Annotated in this window: 16 protein-coding genes; 5 read left to right on the forward strand and 11 right to left on the reverse strand. The window is 59.1% G+C overall.

The window, feature by feature from the left end; all coding sequences use genetic code 11:
• Window positions 1-30: 30 nt before the first annotated feature.
• From ACOYW2_RS13890 to ACOYW2_RS13900, 3 genes are all read left to right on the forward strand, one after another.
• The gene (locus ACOYW2_RS13890) at window positions 31-1407 is read left to right on the forward strand and encodes a tetratricopeptide repeat protein (protein ID WP_482770806.1); all 1377 of its coding nucleotides are present in this window, start codon (window positions 31-33) and stop codon (window positions 1405-1407) included.
• Window positions 1353-1889: a tetratricopeptide repeat protein gene (locus ACOYW2_RS13895; protein ID WP_482771028.1), complete on the forward strand. Its 537-nt coding sequence runs from the start codon at window positions 1353-1355 to the stop codon at window positions 1887-1889. Before ACOYW2_RS13890 ends, ACOYW2_RS13895 begins: the two co-directional genes overlap by 55 nt.
• A gap of 384 nt (window positions 1890-2273) precedes the next feature.
• Window positions 2274-2885 carry a hypothetical protein gene (locus ACOYW2_RS13900; RefSeq protein ID WP_482770807.1) on the forward strand — a complete coding sequence of 204 codons (612 nt, stop codon included), beginning with the start codon at window positions 2274-2276 and terminating at the stop codon, window positions 2883-2885.
• Window positions 2886-3099: 214 nt separating this feature from the next.
• Here the strand turns inward: ACOYW2_RS13900 and ACOYW2_RS13905 are convergent, their stop codons facing one another.
• The 5 genes from ACOYW2_RS13905 to ACOYW2_RS13925 form a co-directional block, all read right to left on the reverse strand.
• Complete coding sequence (locus tag ACOYW2_RS13905; protein WP_180142080.1) at window positions 3100-3828, reverse strand: ParB/RepB/Spo0J family partition protein; 729 nt, start codon at window positions 3826-3828, stop codon at window positions 3100-3102.
• A gap of 120 nt (window positions 3829-3948) precedes the next feature.
• Window positions 3949-5586 carry an ABC-F family ATP-binding cassette domain-containing protein gene (locus ACOYW2_RS13910; RefSeq protein ID WP_482770808.1) on the reverse strand — a complete coding sequence of 546 codons (1638 nt, stop codon included), beginning with the start codon at window positions 5584-5586 and terminating at the stop codon, window positions 3949-3951.
• Between the two features lie 91 nt (window positions 5587-5677).
• A complete protein-coding gene (locus ACOYW2_RS13915; RefSeq protein ID WP_482770809.1) occupies window positions 5678-6484 on the reverse strand; it encodes a PEP-utilizing enzyme in 807 nt (268 codons plus the stop codon).
• Window positions 6384-7889, reverse strand: coding sequence for a PEP/pyruvate-binding domain-containing protein (locus ACOYW2_RS13920; RefSeq protein ID WP_482770810.1), 1506 nt, complete (start codon window positions 7887-7889; stop codon window positions 6384-6386). The genes ACOYW2_RS13915 and ACOYW2_RS13920 overlap by 101 nt, the downstream gene beginning before the upstream one ends.
• Window positions 7886-8338 carry a pyridoxamine 5'-phosphate oxidase family protein gene (locus tag ACOYW2_RS13925; protein ID WP_482770811.1) on the reverse strand — a complete coding sequence of 151 codons (453 nt, stop codon included), beginning with the start codon at window positions 8336-8338 and terminating at the stop codon, window positions 7886-7888. The genes ACOYW2_RS13920 and ACOYW2_RS13925 overlap by 4 nt, the downstream gene beginning before the upstream one ends.
• A gap of 186 nt (window positions 8339-8524) precedes the next feature.
• Between ACOYW2_RS13925 and ACOYW2_RS13930 the strand changes: the two genes are divergently transcribed.
• Entirely contained in the window at window positions 8525-9106 is a 582-nt protein-coding gene (locus ACOYW2_RS13930) for a TetR/AcrR family transcriptional regulator (RefSeq protein WP_482423430.1), read from the forward strand.
• A 180-nt stretch (window positions 9107-9286) separates the two neighbouring features.
• On the opposite strand, the gene ACOYW2_RS13935 is transcribed toward ACOYW2_RS13930, so the two are convergent.
• From ACOYW2_RS13935 to ACOYW2_RS13945, 3 genes are all read right to left on the reverse strand, one after another.
• Entirely contained in the window at window positions 9287-11332 is a 2046-nt protein-coding gene (locus ACOYW2_RS13935; protein WP_482770812.1) for a methyl-accepting chemotaxis protein, read from the reverse strand.
• 523 nt (window positions 11333-11855) lie between these two features.
• The gene (locus ACOYW2_RS13940; protein ID WP_482415831.1) at window positions 11856-12425 is read right to left on the reverse strand and encodes a YqgE/AlgH family protein; all 570 of its coding nucleotides are present in this window, start codon (window positions 12423-12425) and stop codon (window positions 11856-11858) included.
• A gap of 77 nt (window positions 12426-12502) precedes the next feature.
• Window positions 12503-13912 carry a mannose-1-phosphate guanylyltransferase/mannose-6-phosphate isomerase gene (locus tag ACOYW2_RS13945; protein ID WP_482770813.1) on the reverse strand — a complete coding sequence of 470 codons (1410 nt, stop codon included), beginning with the start codon at window positions 13910-13912 and terminating at the stop codon, window positions 12503-12505.
• A gap of 323 nt (window positions 13913-14235) precedes the next feature.
• On the opposite strand from ACOYW2_RS13945, the gene ACOYW2_RS13950 reads away from it, so the two are divergent.
• Window positions 14236-14775, forward strand: coding sequence for a Pycsar system effector family protein (locus ACOYW2_RS13950; RefSeq protein ID WP_482770814.1), 540 nt, complete (start codon window positions 14236-14238; stop codon window positions 14773-14775).
• Window positions 14776-14856: 81 nt separating this feature from the next.
• On the opposite strand, the gene ACOYW2_RS13955 is transcribed toward ACOYW2_RS13950, so the two are convergent.
• The 3 genes from ACOYW2_RS13955 to ACOYW2_RS13965 form a co-directional block, all read right to left on the reverse strand.
• The gene (locus tag ACOYW2_RS13955) at window positions 14857-15492 is read right to left on the reverse strand and encodes a YkgJ family cysteine cluster protein (RefSeq protein ID WP_482770815.1); all 636 of its coding nucleotides are present in this window, start codon (window positions 15490-15492) and stop codon (window positions 14857-14859) included.
• A 135-nt stretch (window positions 15493-15627) separates the two neighbouring features.
• A complete protein-coding gene (locus ACOYW2_RS13960) occupies window positions 15628-16299 on the reverse strand; it encodes a TetR/AcrR family transcriptional regulator (RefSeq protein ID WP_180142099.1) in 672 nt (223 codons plus the stop codon).
• 129 nt (window positions 16300-16428) lie between these two features.
• Complete coding sequence (locus ACOYW2_RS13965; RefSeq protein ID WP_482770816.1) at window positions 16429-17175, reverse strand: outer membrane lipoprotein-sorting protein; 747 nt, start codon at window positions 17173-17175, stop codon at window positions 16429-16431.
• Window positions 17176-17227: the final 52 nt, after the last annotated feature.

Consider the following 17227-nt stretch of genomic DNA (forward strand, 5'->3'; position numbering starts at 1 on the left):
TCCCTTCCTCAACCACATGGAACGGAATGTATGAACCTTATCTCAGCCACGATCCGGGGGCTTCGACTCGCCCCGGTCCTTCTATCGGCCCTGACCCTGTCGGTGCTTCTCCTTTCCGGGTGCGCCTCCTCCACCCGGGAAGGCCTTACCTCCAACGCATCCACCCCCATGGTCCCTGGAGCATCGTCCATTGAGGAGCCCGACAGCCCGGAAACCTGGTCCGGTTACCGCCTTTACATCGAGGCGATGCTGGCCCGCAAGGCTGAAGACTACGCCACCTCTGCCGCGTACCTCACCACAGCGTCCGAGAAAGACCCCTCGGCCCTGATTCTCAAGCGGGAGCTTGCCGTGGTGTACCTTCTTGCCGGGGAAAAAGAGAAAGCCCTTGAGGTCATCGACGGTATCCTCGCCGACCACCCCGATGACGCCGACTCCCTGCTGCTCCTGGTCCGTATCCGCCTGGCCGAACGCCGGGCAGGACAGGCGGAAAAGCTCCTGAAACGGGTCATTGAATCCGACCCCACACGGGAAGAGGCTTACTTTCGCCTGGGGCTGCTCCAGACCACCATCGGCAAACGCGATAATGCCCTTGAGACCTACCTGAAACTCCTTGAGGCGTACCCTTACGCCTACGCAGGCCATTACTATGCCGCCCTTCTGTACAAGGAGAAAGGCGATGAGGACAAGGCGGTACATCACCTCAAAGAGAGCTTGGATATCGCGCCGGAGTTCATCGAGGCAAGACTGGAACTGGCCGATATTCTCGTCAGCCGTAAACAATACGACGAGGCCAAGGCCCAGTACCGCCTGGCCCTTACCCACAGCCCCGGCGATCTCCACGCCAGCCTAGCCATGGCCCTGCTCCACGACACACTGGAAGAAGAGGAGCAGGCCCGGAAGCTCTACGACGAGATCACCGCGTCTGCGGACCGATGGCCGGAGATCTACACCCTCATCAACCAGCAGTACATCGAACGCCGGAAGTACTCGGAAGCCCACCGGCTCCTCACCGGGGTCATGACCGCCTACAAGGACAACTCCGAGTTCAATTACATGCTCGGGTTCGTCTGTGAAAAGCTCGGAGACTCTGAGGAGGCCATCCAGTGCTTTACCCGCATCTCCCCCGCATCGGACTATTACGAGCGTGCCATCCTGTTTGTCAGTGTCCAGCTCTGGGAACAGGGAAGACAGGATGAAGCGATTCAAACCCTTGAAGAGGCGCGGGAGCAGCAGCCCGAAAGCATCGAAATCCTGAACTACCTGGCCTCGTTTTACGAAGAGCAAAAGGCATACGACAAAGCGGAAGCCTGTCTTCTCAAGGCCATCTCTTTCACGGACCATCCCACTTCCGCATCGGGGTTCTCTACGACAAATGGGGAAAAAGCGAGGCCTCCACCAATGCCATGAAACGGGCCCTTGAGCTGGACCCCGAGGACCCCAATGCCCTGAACTACCTGGGGTACACCTACGCACGCCAGGGCATCCACCTGGAAGATGCCGAACGCCTCATCAAAAAGGCCCTGGAGTACAAGCCCGGAGACGGCTACATCACCGACTCCCTGGGCTGGGTCTACTACCAGAAGGGCCAGTACTCCAAGGCCCTGAGCACCCTGCGGGAGGCTGCGGCCCTGCTTCCCGACGATCCGGTGGTCATGGAGCACCTGGGGGACGCCCTGGTACAGAACAACCTGACCCAGGAGGCCCTGAACTACTATCGGGAATCCCTGAAGCTGGGCCATGAAGACGCACCGGCCATCCGTGAAAAAATACGCACCTTAGAAGAGAGCGACACTATGGTGAGCATGGTATTTTATGTTATCTTGACGTACGGAGACGGTAACGACCCAGCGCCCAAAACCCGCCTCCGGCAACAAGGTATTTCATCTTAAAAGCGAAGTAACTATTCAGCTTGCCTCCGGCGGGTCGCTTTTTTGAAAGATTAGAGCAGTCAAAATCGCTGGGATTCATGCCAGGAATATCAAGACCTGTTTGTCAAACTTTTCAAAAGTTTGCCCCCCGGCAGGGCCGCCGGAGGCATAAGCCGAATCGTTACCGGAGACGCTGCCTTTCCAGGGCCTGGTGTTGTCCGCCCCTATTCACACTACCGGAAGAAAGTTATCATCCATGCAACGCCCAGTCCTGATCCTCATCGTTCTTTGTGTCCTGCCCCTGTTTTCAGCATGCAGCATCCTCTCCCCCCCTGCCCTCCGGTTCGAGACCGACGGCGCCCAAGAGGAGCTCCGTCGACTCGCAGTCGCCCTAACGCGACGGAGGTGACCTCCTTTAAAGGCATCGGCTCGGTGACCACCACCGAAGACGGGGAAACCCGACGGTTTCGCCTTGCCTGGGCCGGTGATGCCCCCAACCTCCTGAGACTGGAGATCATGGCCGCGGCCACCCCCGTGGAGTCCATTGCCTATGACGGCACGCGCCTCAGGCTCCGCTCCCACATGGGCAGCCACAAACCCTACGTCAAAAAGGTGGAAGACCCCTCCCTGGCTTCTGCCACGGGTATCCCCCTTGCCCTCTCCGAAATCCACGCCCTGCTCTCGGGCAAGATCATGGTGGGGCCTTTTGAGTCCGCACGGCTCCACCCCCTGCCCGAAGAGGGCGCCCGAGCCCTGGTGCTTCGCCTCGACAGGCGTCACACCAAAACCATCGACATAGACCCCCGGGGCCTCCCCACCAGGACCACCTTGTCCAAAGGCGGGGATGAGATCTACGACCTCCACCTCTCCCCCACGGCCGACCCGGACGGCACCAACCGGTTCCGCACCATCACCCTCACCACCGCCAAAGGGGTGAAAGCCACCATCCGCATCGATCGCGCCTTCGTGAACCCTGCGGTGGACCGCACCATGTTCACCCTTGAGCCCCCGCAATAAACGATCTCCCGAAAACACAACAGGCGCGATCCACCAAGGAGTCGCGCCTGTCATCTATCCAATATGCTTTACAGAGGTCCAATGGGCCTTAACAAGTTCCGCAAAAACGGCTGCGCCATATCACACAACGCGCGAATACCCCAAAATAGGTGCATGATGTCTGCCGCCATGCATTCGCCATAGGGTTTCAAGGTGCCCCCACCTTGCCGCCGGATTACCCCTCCACAATGTTTTTGAGGGTCTCCACATCCAGGAGGGCCTTCTCCATGGAGATCTGCTCCCAGCCTTCGTCCCGGATCCGGGTGAGTTCTTCGATGAGCTTGCCCAGGGTCTTGTTGTAGCGGGCGCCGCATGCCAGTGATGAGGTGGTGCGCCCTTTGAGCTCGCCGCTCTCCCGTCGCATCTCCTGCATCTCGTTAAAGGCCTGGTTGATGGACTTTTCTCCGGATTCCACGGCCTCGCGGATGGAATCATCGGCGTGTTCCATCACCTTTCGGGCCTTGTCCACCTTGCTCTCGCTGGTGCCCAGCTCGTTGGCGCGCTCCTTGACCATCTCTTTTTTGGTGCGCTTCTCCCCGTCGTCCCCGCGGGCCTCGTCAATGGAATCCAGGAGCTGCAGGCAGCGGACGATGTCCTCATCGGCCAGGTTCCGCCTGTTGCGCTGGAGATGAAAGGCGTAGAGGATGGCGTCGTCCTCGTTTTCAAAATTCCGGATCAGGACGGGAACGGTCTCCAACCCCACGGCCAGGGCCGCGGTATACCGGGTGTGACCGTCCACAACGATGCCCTTTTCTTCCCATACAATGATGGGAAAGGCGTCGTCGTACCCGTTGGACTCCATATCCAGGCGGATCCCCTCCAGGGTATCCTCCCCCACGGGAAACAGGGTTGAAAAGGGCTCTTCCACCTTCAGATCGGTGATGGGCATGGTGCTGATGTTCATGGTCTCTCTCCCACATGGCAAAGAGCCCCCGGGGCAGTCGCCGGGCGCAGAGGTTTCGCATCGGTTCAAGGCACGGGCGCCGCACTGGGCATGGCCCGGTCGCCAAAGAATTTTAAAAGCTTACAGCGCCAGGGCGCTCTCGCCGCAGTAGTGCTCTTCCCTCTCCTTTGCGACATCGGCGCTGGCCAGGTAGTCGTCAAAGCTCATGAGCCGGTCCAGGCTGCCCCGGGGGGTAAGCTCCACAATGCGGTTGGCCACGGTGGAGACAAACTGGTGGTCGTGGGACGCAAAGAGAACCACCTCGGGAAAGGCCATGAGCCCTTCGTTCAGCGAGGTGATGGACTCCAGGTCCAGGTGGTTGGTGGGCTCATCCATGACCAGCACGTTGGCGTCGGAGAGCATCATGCGCGACAGCATGCAGCGCACCTTCTCCCCACCGGAGAGAACCCCGGTCTTTTTCATGGCCTCTTCACCGGAGAAGAGCATGCGACCCAGAAAACCGCGGGCAAAGCTTTCTCCCTCTTCCGGGGGCGCGTACTGGAGCAGCCACTGCACCAGGGTCATGTCGGTTTCAAAGTATTGCCGGTTCTCTTTAAGGAAAAAAGAGGGGGTGATGGTCTGACCCCAGCGGAAGCTGCCGGAGTCCGGCTCCATCTCCCCTGCCAGGATCTGAAAAAGGGTGCTCTTGGCAAGACCGTTGTCCCCCACAAAGGCGACCTTGTCCCCGTTGTTGACCACCAGGTTAAGGTCGCGGAGCACCTCCTGGCCGTCGATGGTCTTGCTCAGGTTTTCGATCTCCAGGATGACGTTGCCGCAGGGACGCTCCGGCTTGAAGGCCACCCAAGGGTATCGCCTGGACGAGACGGGCATGTCTTCCAGGGTCAGTTTTTCCAGGAGCTTTTTTCGGGAGGTGGCCTGCTTGGCTTTTGAGGCGTTGGAGCTGAATCGCTGGATAAAGGAGGTGAGCTCCTTGGCCTTGTCCGCGGTCTTCTTGTTCTCGTTCTGCTTCTGCTTCTGGATCAGGCGGCTCGCCTGGCACCAGAAGTCGTAGTTGCCCACAAAAACCTGGATCTTGCCGTAGTCGATGTCGGCGATATGGGTGCACACCTGGTTGAGAAAGTGGCGGTCGTGGGAGACCACGATGACGGTGTTCTGGAACCGTGCCAGAAAGTCATCCAGCCAGGCGATGGACTTCAGGTCCAGGTGGTTGGTGGGTTCGTCAAGGAGGAGCACGTCGGGGTTGCCGAAGAGGGCCTGGGCCAGAAGGACCCGGACCTTGTCCCCCCCTTCCAGCTCCTTCATCTTCAGGTGGCGCATCTCCTCGGGAATGCCCAGGCCGTTCAGGAGAACCGCAGCCTCGGACTCGGCCTCGTAGCCGTTCATCTCGGCAAACTCCGCCTCCAGTTCACCGGAACGGATGCCGTCCTCCTCGGTGAACTCCGCCTTGGAGTAGATGGCGTCCCGCTCCACCATGATGTCGTAGAGCCGCTGGTGGCCCATGATCACGGTGTTGATGACCGTCTCTTCATCAAAGGCAAAGTGATCCTGCCTCAAGACAGCAATACGCTCGCCGGGTCCGACGCTGATGTCGCCCTTGTCGGACTCGATCTCCCCTGCAAGGATCTTGAGAAAAGTTGATTTGCCGGCGCCGTTGGCACCGATAAGGCCGTAGCAGTTGCCGGGGGTGAACTTGATATTGACGTCTTTAAACAGGACGCGTTTGCCGTAGGCAAGCGCCACGTTGGTTGCGCAGATCATAGAAGGTTCCTCAGTTTGAACAATAAAAAAACCACGGGTCGTAGCAACCCGTGGTTCATGCGACGCCTGCTTATATCGTATCGCACTTAAATCAGCAATCTTTTTTCACGCGGCCCGCCGTCCCTTCCCCGAAGATCTCATCGGCTTCCCCCAGGGTCACGATGCCCAGGTACCCGTCCACGGTGAGCAGATCCCCGGTGGCGATACGCGTGGTGGCATCGGGCACGCCGGTCACGCACGGCAGGCCGTACTCCCTGGCAATGATGGCACCGTGGATGAGCATCCCGCCGCGTCGCTCCACGATCCCTGCGGCCAGGGGCACCACATGGGTCATGGTGGGTTCCACCACGTCACACACCAGGATCTCTCCGTATGCCAGACCTGCAAGGTCTCCGGGGCTGCGGATCACCCGGGCCCTTCCCCGAACCAGCCCCTGTCCGGCGGGCTGGCCCATGATCTGGCGGGCTTTGATCACGGAGGTCTCCTCCGCATCCCGGGCCGGAGCGCTTTGGATGGTGGGACGGCTCCCGAAGCGTTCCAGCTCGTGGCGAAGCCCCCGGACGGTCCCCGTCCCGATCCGCTCACCGTGCCGTTCGGCCACAGCGCGAAAGAGCTCCCGCTCCAAGGCGCCCATGTAAACGTTGTCATCGTCCCGGAGGCGGTAGCTGGAGCGCCCCAGGTCCAGGACGCCCTGGGCGTACTCCCTGGACTCCACAGGGAAAGCCCCCAAAAACCTCTCTTCCAGCCGGGATGCGTCCCCGGCCGTGGCCTCGGATGCGGGCGGGTGGGCCGCCATCTCAAGGACCAGGGCCACCAGGGTATGCCGGGGCGACTGGTTCGAAGCTCCCCCGGCCACCGCCCAGGAGAGCTCTCCGTAATCGTCGATGAACGCAGACACGGCAGCCTCGATCCCTCAGGGATGCTAAAGCACCAAAGCCGGCGCCCCCATTCCAGTCCGGGTGCTCCCGCATTTGGGCTGCCAGGTCTCCCAGGCGACGGTTTCGGGCCATGCCCACAAGGGGGGTATGGGTCAGAAGAAGGGTAAACTCAAAGGGGTCGTCGGGCTTGACAGCATCGTTATATGCCTGGCCAAAGAGCCGAACCCCGTGTGCAAAGGGAATAAACTCCGACCAGTAAACCCCGACCCACGTTTCGTTGATCTCAAGACGATGCCTTAACTCGCGGACCAGCGCCCCATCGTCCAGGGTTTCCAGGCAGACCCTGGCCATCTCCTCGGCCGCCTCGGTCATCTCCGGCAGGAGCCGGGTCTCGATTTTCTGCCTTAATGCACACAGGCTGTCATAGCTGCGATGGAGACGCTTGTGCAGCGCGTCATTCCCTGGTGAACCCTGTGCTTCCAAGGTGGTGATGGGCCGGGACTGAAGCACATGCACCCGCCCCCCGTCCAAGGTCCACTCCAGGTCCTGGGGAGAATCGAACAGGGACTCCATGCGACGCGCCAGGGCAAACACCGATGTCACCTCTTCATCCTCCAGGGGAGGCCTGGCCGCCTTGGCCTCGGGGAGCAACACCGTGCGGACCCCGGAGGGGCCAGCGCCAAGGCACGATGGTCGGCCTTCAGGAGCCCTGTGCGCAAGGATCGCCCCAGAGGTGCGGTCCAGCCGCCAGTGATCCGGCTCCACCGTGCCGTCCACCAGCCCCTGATTAAGACCGTACACAGCCTCCACCACCCCCTCGGATGCAGCCAGGGGGCTCTTGCTGAACGCCACACCCGACACCTCCCCCCTCACCAGCCGCTGGACAAGGACGGCCATGGTTCCCGCACGGAAATCAGCCTCCCGCTCCCGCCGATAGAGAAGAGCGCCGTCCGACCAGAGGGAGGCCCAGACCCGCTTGATGTGATCCAGGGTGGATTCCAGGCCGCGAACATTCACATAAGAGTCATGCAGCCCTGCAAAAGACGCCCCTTCTGAGTCCTCCTCCGGACACGACGATCGCACCGCCAGGGGACCGCCTTTAACGAACTGTTCCAGCCCCGTGGCAAGGGCCTCATAAAGCGCAGGTGGCCAGGGTGCCGTCAGAAACAGGTTGCGGATCCTCAAAGCCGCGTCCCACACCTCTTCCCACCGCATCTCGGAAAAAGGCTTGCACTGAAGCGTCATCTGGATCCGCTCAAAGAGTCCGGCCTCTGAGACGAAGACGCCATACGCCTCGGACGTTACGCAGACCCCGTCCGGGACCAGAATACCGTTTTGAACCATGCGGGCCAGGGCACTGGCCTTGCCACCCACCACCGACTCGCCGTGGGCTCCCGCACGGGCCAGGGGCATAAGAAAGGTCATGGGCTCACCTCAATCTCGGTGACGTTTTGAAACCGCTCCACGAAAATACAGCGCCGAACCTTCACCACCATAAAGGCACAGGAGGGGGCCGCGACAAAATCGCAGAGGTAGGGGTGGCGGGATAGAAAAAGGGCTTTTAGGGGAGCGGCGTCGTCTTCCCCGGGTTCGGACACCCGGCCCGTTATGGTCACGGCCCGGGCCTCATGAAAATCGGCTTCCGCGTTGGACCTGCTGTCGATGAGCATGGCAACCCGGTCGTCTTCGGTTATGTTTCCGTATTTACGCGTGGACCGGGGGGTGACGAAAAAAAGCCGGGACAGGTCGTCGGTGACACCATAGGCCACGAGGGATGCATAGGGGTGTCCCCTGCAGTGGGTGCTGAGCACCCCGAGTCGCTGGGCGTCAAGGAGGGATCGGATCATCCGGACAACTTCCGCGTGATGGGTCATGGGGACCTGCCTTTTCATGGGGGTACAAGGAAGAAATCATGACGGGATATTGCATTATATCAGAGATATCTACAGATTCCACACCCATCTGCTCGGCACCATGGGCGCCTGACATTGCCCCTTGACATAACAGAACGATCATTTTAGCTTACCCAATTCACCACCAACCCGCCACAGGACAGAACCATGCCCCGCAACAAAGAGTACAATCATCAGGACGTGTTAAACGCGGCCACCTCGCAGTTCCTTGACAAAGGCTACAAGGGCGTCTCCGTTAACGACCTGGTCAAGGCGACAAAGCTCAACAAACACAGCATGTATGTGGAATTCGGTAACAAGGAAGGGCTGTTCTGTGCGTGTATCGACCATTATACCCGGGCCGTTCACCGGCACGTCGGTCATATCCTCCGCCGCGAGCCCCTGGGCCTGGGGAATATCACCGATTTTTTCCGCCACCGCATCGACTATGCCTACTCAGGAAAAGGCAACGGGTGTCTTCTGCTCACCACGGTGGCCGAAAAAAACCAGATGGACAAGATGGTCCTGAACCGTGTCCAGCACCACTGGACCCTGCAGAAAGCGGACCTCAGGCTCTGCCTGGACGCCGCACAAGAGCAAGGAGAGATCCCGGCCGAAAAGGACACCGCAGTCCTTGCCAACCACCTCTTCTGCCAGCTCATGGGCATGGTCATCATGATCAAGGGGGGAAGCCGTCGGCAGGAGATTGAACAGATGATCGACATGACCCTGGCCCACGCGCGGCAATAGGCAAATCACATCCGCCTTTAAAACAACATTCATTCAATCGTGTTTTTTATAACCTGCCTGCTCAAGGCACTTTTTAAATCAGGCATACGCTTATGCCCCCGGCAGATCCCGCCGGAGGCACAAGCGAAAAACACACCATCAGAAGATCTGGTGCCTTACATATGGGCTGCACTCATCGTGCTAAAGCTGAAAGTGCTCCACCATCCCTTTCAATTGATCCGACAAATGGTGGAGATCCCCCGCATTCTGTTTGACACCGGCACTGCTCTCGGCAATCTCCTCGGCCGCCTCGTTGACACCGACGATATCCTGCGCCATGTCCGCAGCCACAGCCGTGCTTTCAGCCACACTGGCGCTCACCTCAGCCATCCCCTGGGAGGCCTGGGTGATGCTGTCCGCAATGTCACGGGTGGCCATGGACTGCTCATCCACCTCTTCTGCAATGGACGAAACGATCTCGTTGGTCTGGAAGATCACCTCGGAGATGTGTTCGATCTCCTTGACCGTCTCATCGGTGGAGACCTGAATGCCGGTGATCTTCTGCTTGATCTCCTGGGTGGCCTCGGCGGTCTGATGGGCCAGGTGCTTGATCTCGTTTGCCACCACGGCAAATCCCTTGCCCGCCTCCCCTGCCCTGGCCGCCTCAATGGTGGCGTTCAAGGCAAGCAGGTTGGTCTGGGCGGAGATCTCGGTGATCGCCTCGGTCACCGTATTGATCTCGTGGGCAACCGCGCCCAGGGCTTTGACTTTTTCTGAAGACCGCTTGGCACTGGAGACCGCCTCCTTGCTCACGTGGCGCGCTTCCTCGGAGTTGCCTGCGATTTTTTCGATGGTGCCGGTAATCTGTTCCGTGGCCGCGGCAACCCGACCGATATTCTGGGAGGACTGCTCGGCGGCGGCAGCCACCGAGGCCATGTTGGTGCTCATCTCTTCGGCGGCCGCTGTGGATGAACTTGTCCTCTCCATGGTCTCCCGGGCGCCTGAGGACATCTGGGCTGAGACTGCCGAAAGATTGGAAGAGGAAGCGTTGAGCTGGCTTACGCCCGCCGAAATATCCCGAAACATGTCCCCCAGGGTTCCCACCATGGAGTTCAGCGCCCCCACAAGGGTACCGATCTCATCATGCCTCCGGGTGGAGAGGGTCCGGCTGAAATCACCTTTGGCAACGGCCTCGGCAAAGGTCACGGCCCGTATGATGGGCCGGGTGGCGCGCCCGGTGATCACATAAACCGTGGCCACGAGCAGCAGCATGGCAACCAGGGCCACCCCAAGGCAGACATACCGGATGGTGTGTGCCTTCTTCAGGATCTTTGCGGTGGGGATGCTGATCATGGCTGCCCAGGGGGTGTCGGCCTTGCCGATGCAGATAGGAACGCCCATGCGCACCACCTCACACCCCAGGATCGCAGAGTGGTTGGTCCCATGAAACGGTCTTCCGTCCCGGATGGCCTGTTCAAACCCTTTTCCCCAGGAGGTCTCCTTAAAGAGACTCTTACCGGGCCGCCCGTTTGCGGGGTGGGAGACATACACGCCCCCGTTGGAGACGATGGAGAGGTAACCCGTCCCGTAAATTTTAATGCCGGCAAAGGCATCCTGAAAGGTTTTCAGGGCGATGTCCACACCCACCACCCCCAGAACTTTTCCCTCCATGACAATGGGCACGCTCACCGTTGTCATCAGGTGATTTCGACCGCCGATGTTGACGGCATAGGGTTCGGCAAGCACCTCCCTGCCGGTTCGCTGGGGCACAAGGTAGTAGTCCCCGTCGCCTTCACGCCGATAGTTCAGACTGGGCCGCAGCTTCAGGCTGCCCGAGCTGCGGCTCCAGATGGGCACAAACCGCCCGGTGGCGTCGTGGCCCTCGGCGTTCACAAAATCGGCATCCCTGCCGTCCAGGGCGTTGGGCTCCCAGATCGTCCACACACCATAAAAACCGGGGTTTTTGTCTATCACCTGTTTCATTAAGTGCGTCAACAAATCCCGGCGGGACAGGTCGCCGTCCTCCTTGTCAAGTCCGGTCACCACGCCCCCGAAGACCTGAGCCAGGGTTCGGGCCGAGTCCGCTGCGATCTCCACTTCCGCTTTGACAACGCCGCCGTACCGGTAGGCCATCTGCTCCGCCTTTTCCAGGGCTTCCGTCTCTGCCAGGTTGCCGGACATCACGGCAACGATCCCGATGGTCACCGTAAAAGCCAGGGCCATGACCGAACAGATGCTCAACAGCATCCGGGTTCTCAATTTCATTGTAGTCAACACGTCACATTCCTTACATTAAGAAAACCAGGGCCTGCTCGAACCCAGACATGTGCCGTTCGGCTCACGCGCCTTGAACGAGGCATCGCCGGGCACATCCCTCAGCTCAACCGCAGGCTTATATCAAAACACTTGTTCTGTTTAGTTCTCAAAAAACAGCCACCCCGTGGGCTGGCCTTCACCAAAATCCGTCGTCCCATGCCGGAACACGGGCCTCTGAGGATTTCAGCCGCATCGATCATCAACCCCTCAACAGGATATCATCCTCAAAAACCGATTGTTAGGAGGTGTATCTGCCCAGGGGAGCCTGTCGTCATTCATCAACGGACTCAATGCGCGGTTTTTTCTAAAATGAAAGTTCTGGAATGTCAATACAGAAATGAACACCGTTTAGCAACATCGGGGAACACTCGTTGAGGCAGGATAAAAAAAAGGCGCGTCCACAAGGAACGCGCCCATTTAATTGTCGGGAAGCAGGGGTTGCCTTTACCGGGCGTCAGGCCCGCCCAAAATCTCCGGAAAGAAGCACGGGATCAATACCAAGACGATCCAGGGCTTTTTCCCATCGTACCTCCGCCGGGACCTCGAAGATCAAGTCGATACCGGATTCCACGGTCAACCACACATTGCCCGCAAGCTCCCCTTCGAGTTGCCCGGCGGCCCACCCGGAGCTGCCGAGAAAAATAGCTACTTTTTCAGGCCCTTCCCCCCGAGCAACAGCCGACAGGGTCTCCATGGAGTTTGACAAGGCCACGTCCTCTCCCATGGGGAAGGTACCCTCATGGTCAAAGGGGGGGCCGTGCAGGAGAAAGATCTCATCCAGCTGAACCGGCCCCCCCGTGTACACAGGTACATCCACGGCGGCATCCACATGTTCGAGCTTGAACTCCTGATAGACGTCACGGGCCGCCATCAGGTGACTGGGACGGTTGACGATAAACCCCATGGCCCCGTCCACGGTATGCTCGCAAAGGTACACCACGGACCGTGCAAAATTGGGATCCTTCATGGACGGCATGGCCAGGAGAAAATGCCCCTTAAGGGAATGAAACGCATCTCCGCTCATCGTTGGTCCCCACCCTTTGAATGGTCATGTGTCATCACGGATCGGCTCACCATTAAACCCCTTTCGTCGAACCGTGCCTATCGGCCGTAGTTGTCTTCCAGGCGGACAATATCGTCTTCCCCGAGGTAGCTTCCCGACTGTACTTCAATGAGTTCCAGGGGAATTTTCCCCGGATTTTGGAGCCAAGATACGCGTCCCAGGGAGATGTAGGTGGATTCGTCCTCCTTAAGGAGGATCTTTTCGTCGTCCCGGGTGACGATGGCGGTTCCCCGCACCACCACCCAGTGCTCTGCACGGTGAAAATGCTTCTGCAAAGAGAGCTCGGCACCGGGCTTGACGGTGATGCGCTTCACCTGGAACCGATCGGCCACGTCAATGCCCTCATAGGATCCCCAGGGCCTGTAGACCACGGTGTGGAGCTGGGCCTCGGAGCGGGTGTCGGCCTTGAGTTGGCTGACGATCTTCTTCACGTCCTGACCGCGGCTCCGGGGTGCCACCAGAACGGCATCCTTGGTCTCCACGACGATCATGTCTTCAATACCCACCGCCGCGATCATCCGGCTCTCCCCCTGGAGCAGGGAGGAAGAGACGTCGTGGGTCACCACGTCCCCTTTGACCACGTTGCCGTTTTCATCTTTATTTCCGATCTGCCAGATGGCGTCCCAGGAGCCCACGTCGTTCCACCCGGCGGCAAGGGCGATCATCACCCCCTTGTCGGTCTTTTCCATCACCGCATAGTCGATGGAGTCCTCGGGACAGGCGGAAAAGGCATCACAATCCAGGCGGAAAAAATCGAGGTCCGATGCCCCTTTTTCCACGGCCTCCCTGCAGGACGCCACGATCTCCGGGGCGAACCGGTCCAGCTCACTGAGGACCTCCCGGCACCCGAACATAAACATGCCGCTGTTCCAGCAATACTCCCCGGATGCCACGTAGGACTCGGCGGTCTCAAGGTCCGGCTTTTCCACGAACCGGTCGATGACCACGGCGCTTCCCCCGTTTACGGATGCGCCTTTGCGGATATAGCCGTACCCGGTCTCCGCAGACTCCGGGACGATGCCAAAGGTGATGAGGCGCCCGGTCTCGGCCAGGTCTCGGCCCTCGCGCATGGCGTCATGGAGCTTGTCGGCATGGGTGATGGTGTGATCCGCGGGGAGCACGAGCAGGGTGGGATTCTCGTCGACCTCAAGGGCCTTGAGCGCAGCGGCGGCCAGGGCCGGGGCCGTGTTCCTGCCCACGGGTTCCAGCATGATGGCCAACGGCTCGATGCCGATGCTGCGAAGCTGCTCGGCCACCATGAACCGATGGTTTTCGTTGCATATCACGATGGGACGCCCCATGGCCTCGAACCCGGAAAGGCGCAGCACCGTGTTCTGCAACATGGTATACTCGTTGATGAGACCGATGAGCTGCTTGGGGTGAAGTTCGCGGGATAGGGGCCAGAGCCGGGTGCCTGAGCCCCCGGCAAGGATAACGGGTATCACCATGGTGAGTCCTCTTTGATATCGATTGTTAACGATGGTCCATCAAGCGATGGCACAAAAAAACCGGAAAAACAGCTGTCAGTTGCCACTCCGGTTTCAACATGCCGTACCTGTTCCAGACTAAGCCAGGTGCAGAGGCAAGTCAAGGGAGGGCTCCCCTGCGTTGACAATGGGATGACAACATGGTTTCCTTAACTGCCGGAGCCCCCTGTCATCGGCCCTGTTGGGCCGTTTGCCTCCTCACCGGCCCACCATGCCGGGTCGGGACGAAAAAAGCCGGGCATTAACACACCAACAACTCGGAAGAAACGATATTAAGGAGCGGTATGCCAGCCCCCACCGATCACGACCCCTTAAAGCAAACCATCTGGCCGCCGGTCTTTCGCGCCTCCATCCTCGGCGCGGTCATCTCAAAGCAGATCAACTACGTGGGGTTTGCCGACCGGCGCGCGGCCACGGTCATCACGGTGAACTCGTTTCTCATCCCCATCGCCCTCTCGGGCCTGGGGCGCCCCCAGTGGCACTGGGGCATCCTCCTGGGCGTCTCCGCCTCGGTTCTCAGCATCTTCTTTGCCGTCCTCAGCCTCATCCCAAGGCGCTACACGAAAAAAGGGGACCCGAAGCCCCCTTTGCTCCACTTTTCAAGCATTGCCGAGTACACCGAAGAGGCCTATATCGAAAAAATGGCCGAAATGCTGGAAAACTCAGCCACCATCGGGACCATGGTGGCCCGGGACCTCTACCGTATGAGCACCGTGATTCTCACCCCGAAGTTCAAGCTTCTCAAACTCAGCTACATCAGCTTTCTGGCCGGCTACACCCTGGCCCTTGCGGCCATCTTCGCCGGGCAATTTCAGATCATGTAATCCAGGGGTCATGAAACGAGGACCTTCCCAGCCCCTGTTCCCCTATCACCTATCACCTATTTCCTGTTTCCTATTTCCTATTTATTTCCCCCCCATCCTCTGGGCCAGTTTCACCCACTCGATCTCCTGGAGATTCTGAACGGTGTTGTGAATAAGCCCCTTTTTGATGGTCTCGCGCTTTTCGGCCCGGTCCGTGATGCCGTGATAAGGGAGCATGGCCATGAGGGCCTTGTCCTTGGCCTTCTCATCCGGGGTCAGCACATCGCCCCTGCGGGTAAAAAACGGGTCCTCCCCTTCGGCGCAGGGGGTGTCGAAGACGTTAAAATGCCTGCAGGCCAGGGGGCGCATGGGATGAATGCCACAGCCTCCGTCCACGAGGAACGGACACCCGGCCCCGGGGTGGAACCGGGCGAGCTGATGCTGGATGGTTTGTGCGGTCTCTCCGCTGAGGCTCTCAATGGCGTACCAGTAGATCCCCGCAAGTTCCAGGGGGTAGACAGGAATGGTGACGTGGGTGGAGCAGCAGGTGGAGCACCCTTTGGCGCATGCAAGCCGTCGTCCTTTCTTGAGTTGGGCCTCCACGCTGGCATAAATGCCTTTGTCGGCGATGATGTAGGCATCCAGAAGCATGGAAAGCCATGAATGGGTCTTCTCCGCCTCGGGATAGGAGAGCCGTTGCGGCTCGGGGTAGTTGCTTGATCTCTTCTTCTTGGCCATGCCATGCCTGACGGAACCCGGCATTTATTTAAAAAAACAGTTGCGTATCCTGTGGCCGGGGCATCCGGTGCCGGGTCACTGCATCGCCGTCTGCCCCGCCTGAAAGAATCGGTTTGAAAAGCCCCGAGGGGCCTGTTACTTGTCCTGATGATCGAAAATAATCTTTTCCATTCGCGGTAAAAACAGGTAATGAATGGTCTCTTTCACCCAATCCCAGTAGGCGTCGCACTCTCCGTCCATGCCCAGGAACCGGGCGTAGGTGGAGCTTGCCCCCAGGTAGTTGGCCGCCAGGACGGTAAAGCTGTAAACGAACTTGCTCACCTCCTCGTCCGATGCGTTGTGGTGCACCTTCTGGCGAAAGGTCTTGAGGAAGCTGTCGTGGAACACCGCGTACTGGGCCGAGGCGGGAAACTGATCGAAGTTTTCCACGTGGGCCGTATTCTGCATGAGCGTCCTGAACAGGTCCTTGTTGGAGAGATGAAAATCAATGACCCGCTCGATGAATACAGCCAGCCCCTCGTCGGTGGTGTAAGCGTCCAGGCCGTCGAACCAGTGTTCCATGAACTCGCGGAACTCCACCACATGCTCTTCCATGACGCACTCGAACAAGCCGGCCTTTTTCGGGAAATAGTAATGAATGATCGGGTGATCAAATCCCCCAGCCTTTCCCACCATCCGGACACTGGCCGCATGGTAGGGATGCTCTGAAAAAACCTTGCGGGCGGCATCCAGAATGCGCCGCCGGGTGGCCTCGCCCTTGGTCAGGTTGCGGGGTGCGTTCGTCCCTGTTGCTTTGGATGTATCCATAGTCTCCATCGGGTTCATGGTCATTGGCATGATAAACAACAATTCGTGGAAGCCTCCTTCACCGAAGGAGAGATCAACTTTTTTACCACACGTTCAGGAATTATCAAAGCGAAACCGGCCACACCCGGTTTACCGCAGGGACTCTTTTCGAAAATCCGTGGCCTTCATGGGCAGGTTATACCGGATCTCCTGGAGAAGGAGACGTGTCTTTCCCCCGTTTCCCGCCCGGCTCATCACCACCTCATAGGGAGTCAGGATCCCATCGACGGTCCGGATATCCTTGTTCTCAAGAATTTTTAACAACTTGCCCTTGGAATAGTAGTCCATCTTCCTCAGGAACCAGTCCTTCTCGCTGATGTAAAGAACGGTCTTGTCATACACCTTCTTGCCCCTGATCCGCAGGCTCTCCACCATGTAGCAGGGCTCTCCGGCCACGGTCTCCTTGCCCAAAAGGGTGTAGGCGTAATCGTCCACATCCCGTGACGCGATATCCTCATAGGTGAAGTGGGAGTTCACAAAGGCCTTCTTTTTCGAAGACTGGCTGATGCGCTTGACCCGGCCCGAGGACATCTGGAGCCACTGATCGTCATCCCTGCCCTTGTGGGCGTGGGTCAGCAGCTTGATTCGGGACGGCTTGTGAAACGCAATGAGGGCCCGGTCTTCACCGTCTTCGGTGTCCATGGCCGTGAGGGTGAAGATCTTTTCCGTCACCTTGCCCCGTTTTTCAATCTCCATGACCACCTCGCTGGTGGCCGTATCCGGGCTGGCGATCTCCTCGGACCGGTCCACCACCTCGCGCCCCGTAAGGGCAAAGGCCCCGGCATGGATCATCACACCGACAACCGCAAGAATCATGATTTTTCGCATTTTTACCATCTATTCCTCTCTTCCGGTGACCATTCGCCTCCCCATGCCTCTGGCAGAAAGA

The organism is Desulfoluna sp. CLI2B (assembly GCF_056847375.1).

Coding starts and splice junctions, on each gene's coding strand:
- ACOYW2_RS13890 (WP_482770806.1), top strand. CDS start 31: ATGAACCTTATCTCAGCCACGATCCGGGGGCTTCGACTCGCCCCGGTC.
- ACOYW2_RS13905 (WP_180142080.1), bottom strand. CDS start 3,828: ATGAACATCAGCACCATGCCCATCACCGATCTGAAGGTGGAAGAGCCC.
- ACOYW2_RS13910 (WP_482770808.1), bottom strand. CDS start 5,586: ATGATCTGCGCAACCAACGTGGCGCTTGCCTACGGCAAACGCGTCCTG.
- ACOYW2_RS13920 (WP_482770810.1), bottom strand. CDS start 7,889: ATGACCTTTCTTATGCCCCTGGCCCGTGCGGGAGCCCACGGCGAGTCG.
- ACOYW2_RS13925 (WP_482770811.1), bottom strand. CDS start 8,338: ATGACCCATCACGCGGAAGTTGTCCGGATGATCCGATCCCTCCTTGAC.
- ACOYW2_RS13930 (WP_482423430.1), top strand. CDS start 8,525: ATGCCCCGCAACAAAGAGTACAATCATCAGGACGTGTTAAACGCGGCC.
- ACOYW2_RS13935 (WP_482770812.1), bottom strand. CDS start 11,332: ATGCTGTTGAGCATCTGTTCGGTCATGGCCCTGGCTTTTACGGTGACC.
- ACOYW2_RS13940 (WP_482415831.1), bottom strand. CDS start 12,425: ATGAGCGGAGATGCGTTTCATTCCCTTAAGGGGCATTTTCTCCTGGCC.
- ACOYW2_RS13945 (WP_482770813.1), bottom strand. CDS start 13,912: ATGGTGATACCCGTTATCCTTGCCGGGGGCTCAGGCACCCGGCTCTGG.
- ACOYW2_RS13950 (WP_482770814.1), top strand. CDS start 14,236: ATGCCAGCCCCCACCGATCACGACCCCTTAAAGCAAACCATCTGGCCG.
- ACOYW2_RS13955 (WP_482770815.1), bottom strand. CDS start 15,492: ATGGCCAAGAAGAAGAGATCAAGCAACTACCCCGAGCCGCAACGGCTC.
- ACOYW2_RS13960 (WP_180142099.1), bottom strand. CDS start 16,299: ATGGATACATCCAAAGCAACAGGGACGAACGCACCCCGCAACCTGACC.
- ACOYW2_RS13965 (WP_482770816.1), bottom strand. CDS start 17,175: ATGGTAAAAATGCGAAAAATCATGATTCTTGCGGTTGTCGGTGTGATG.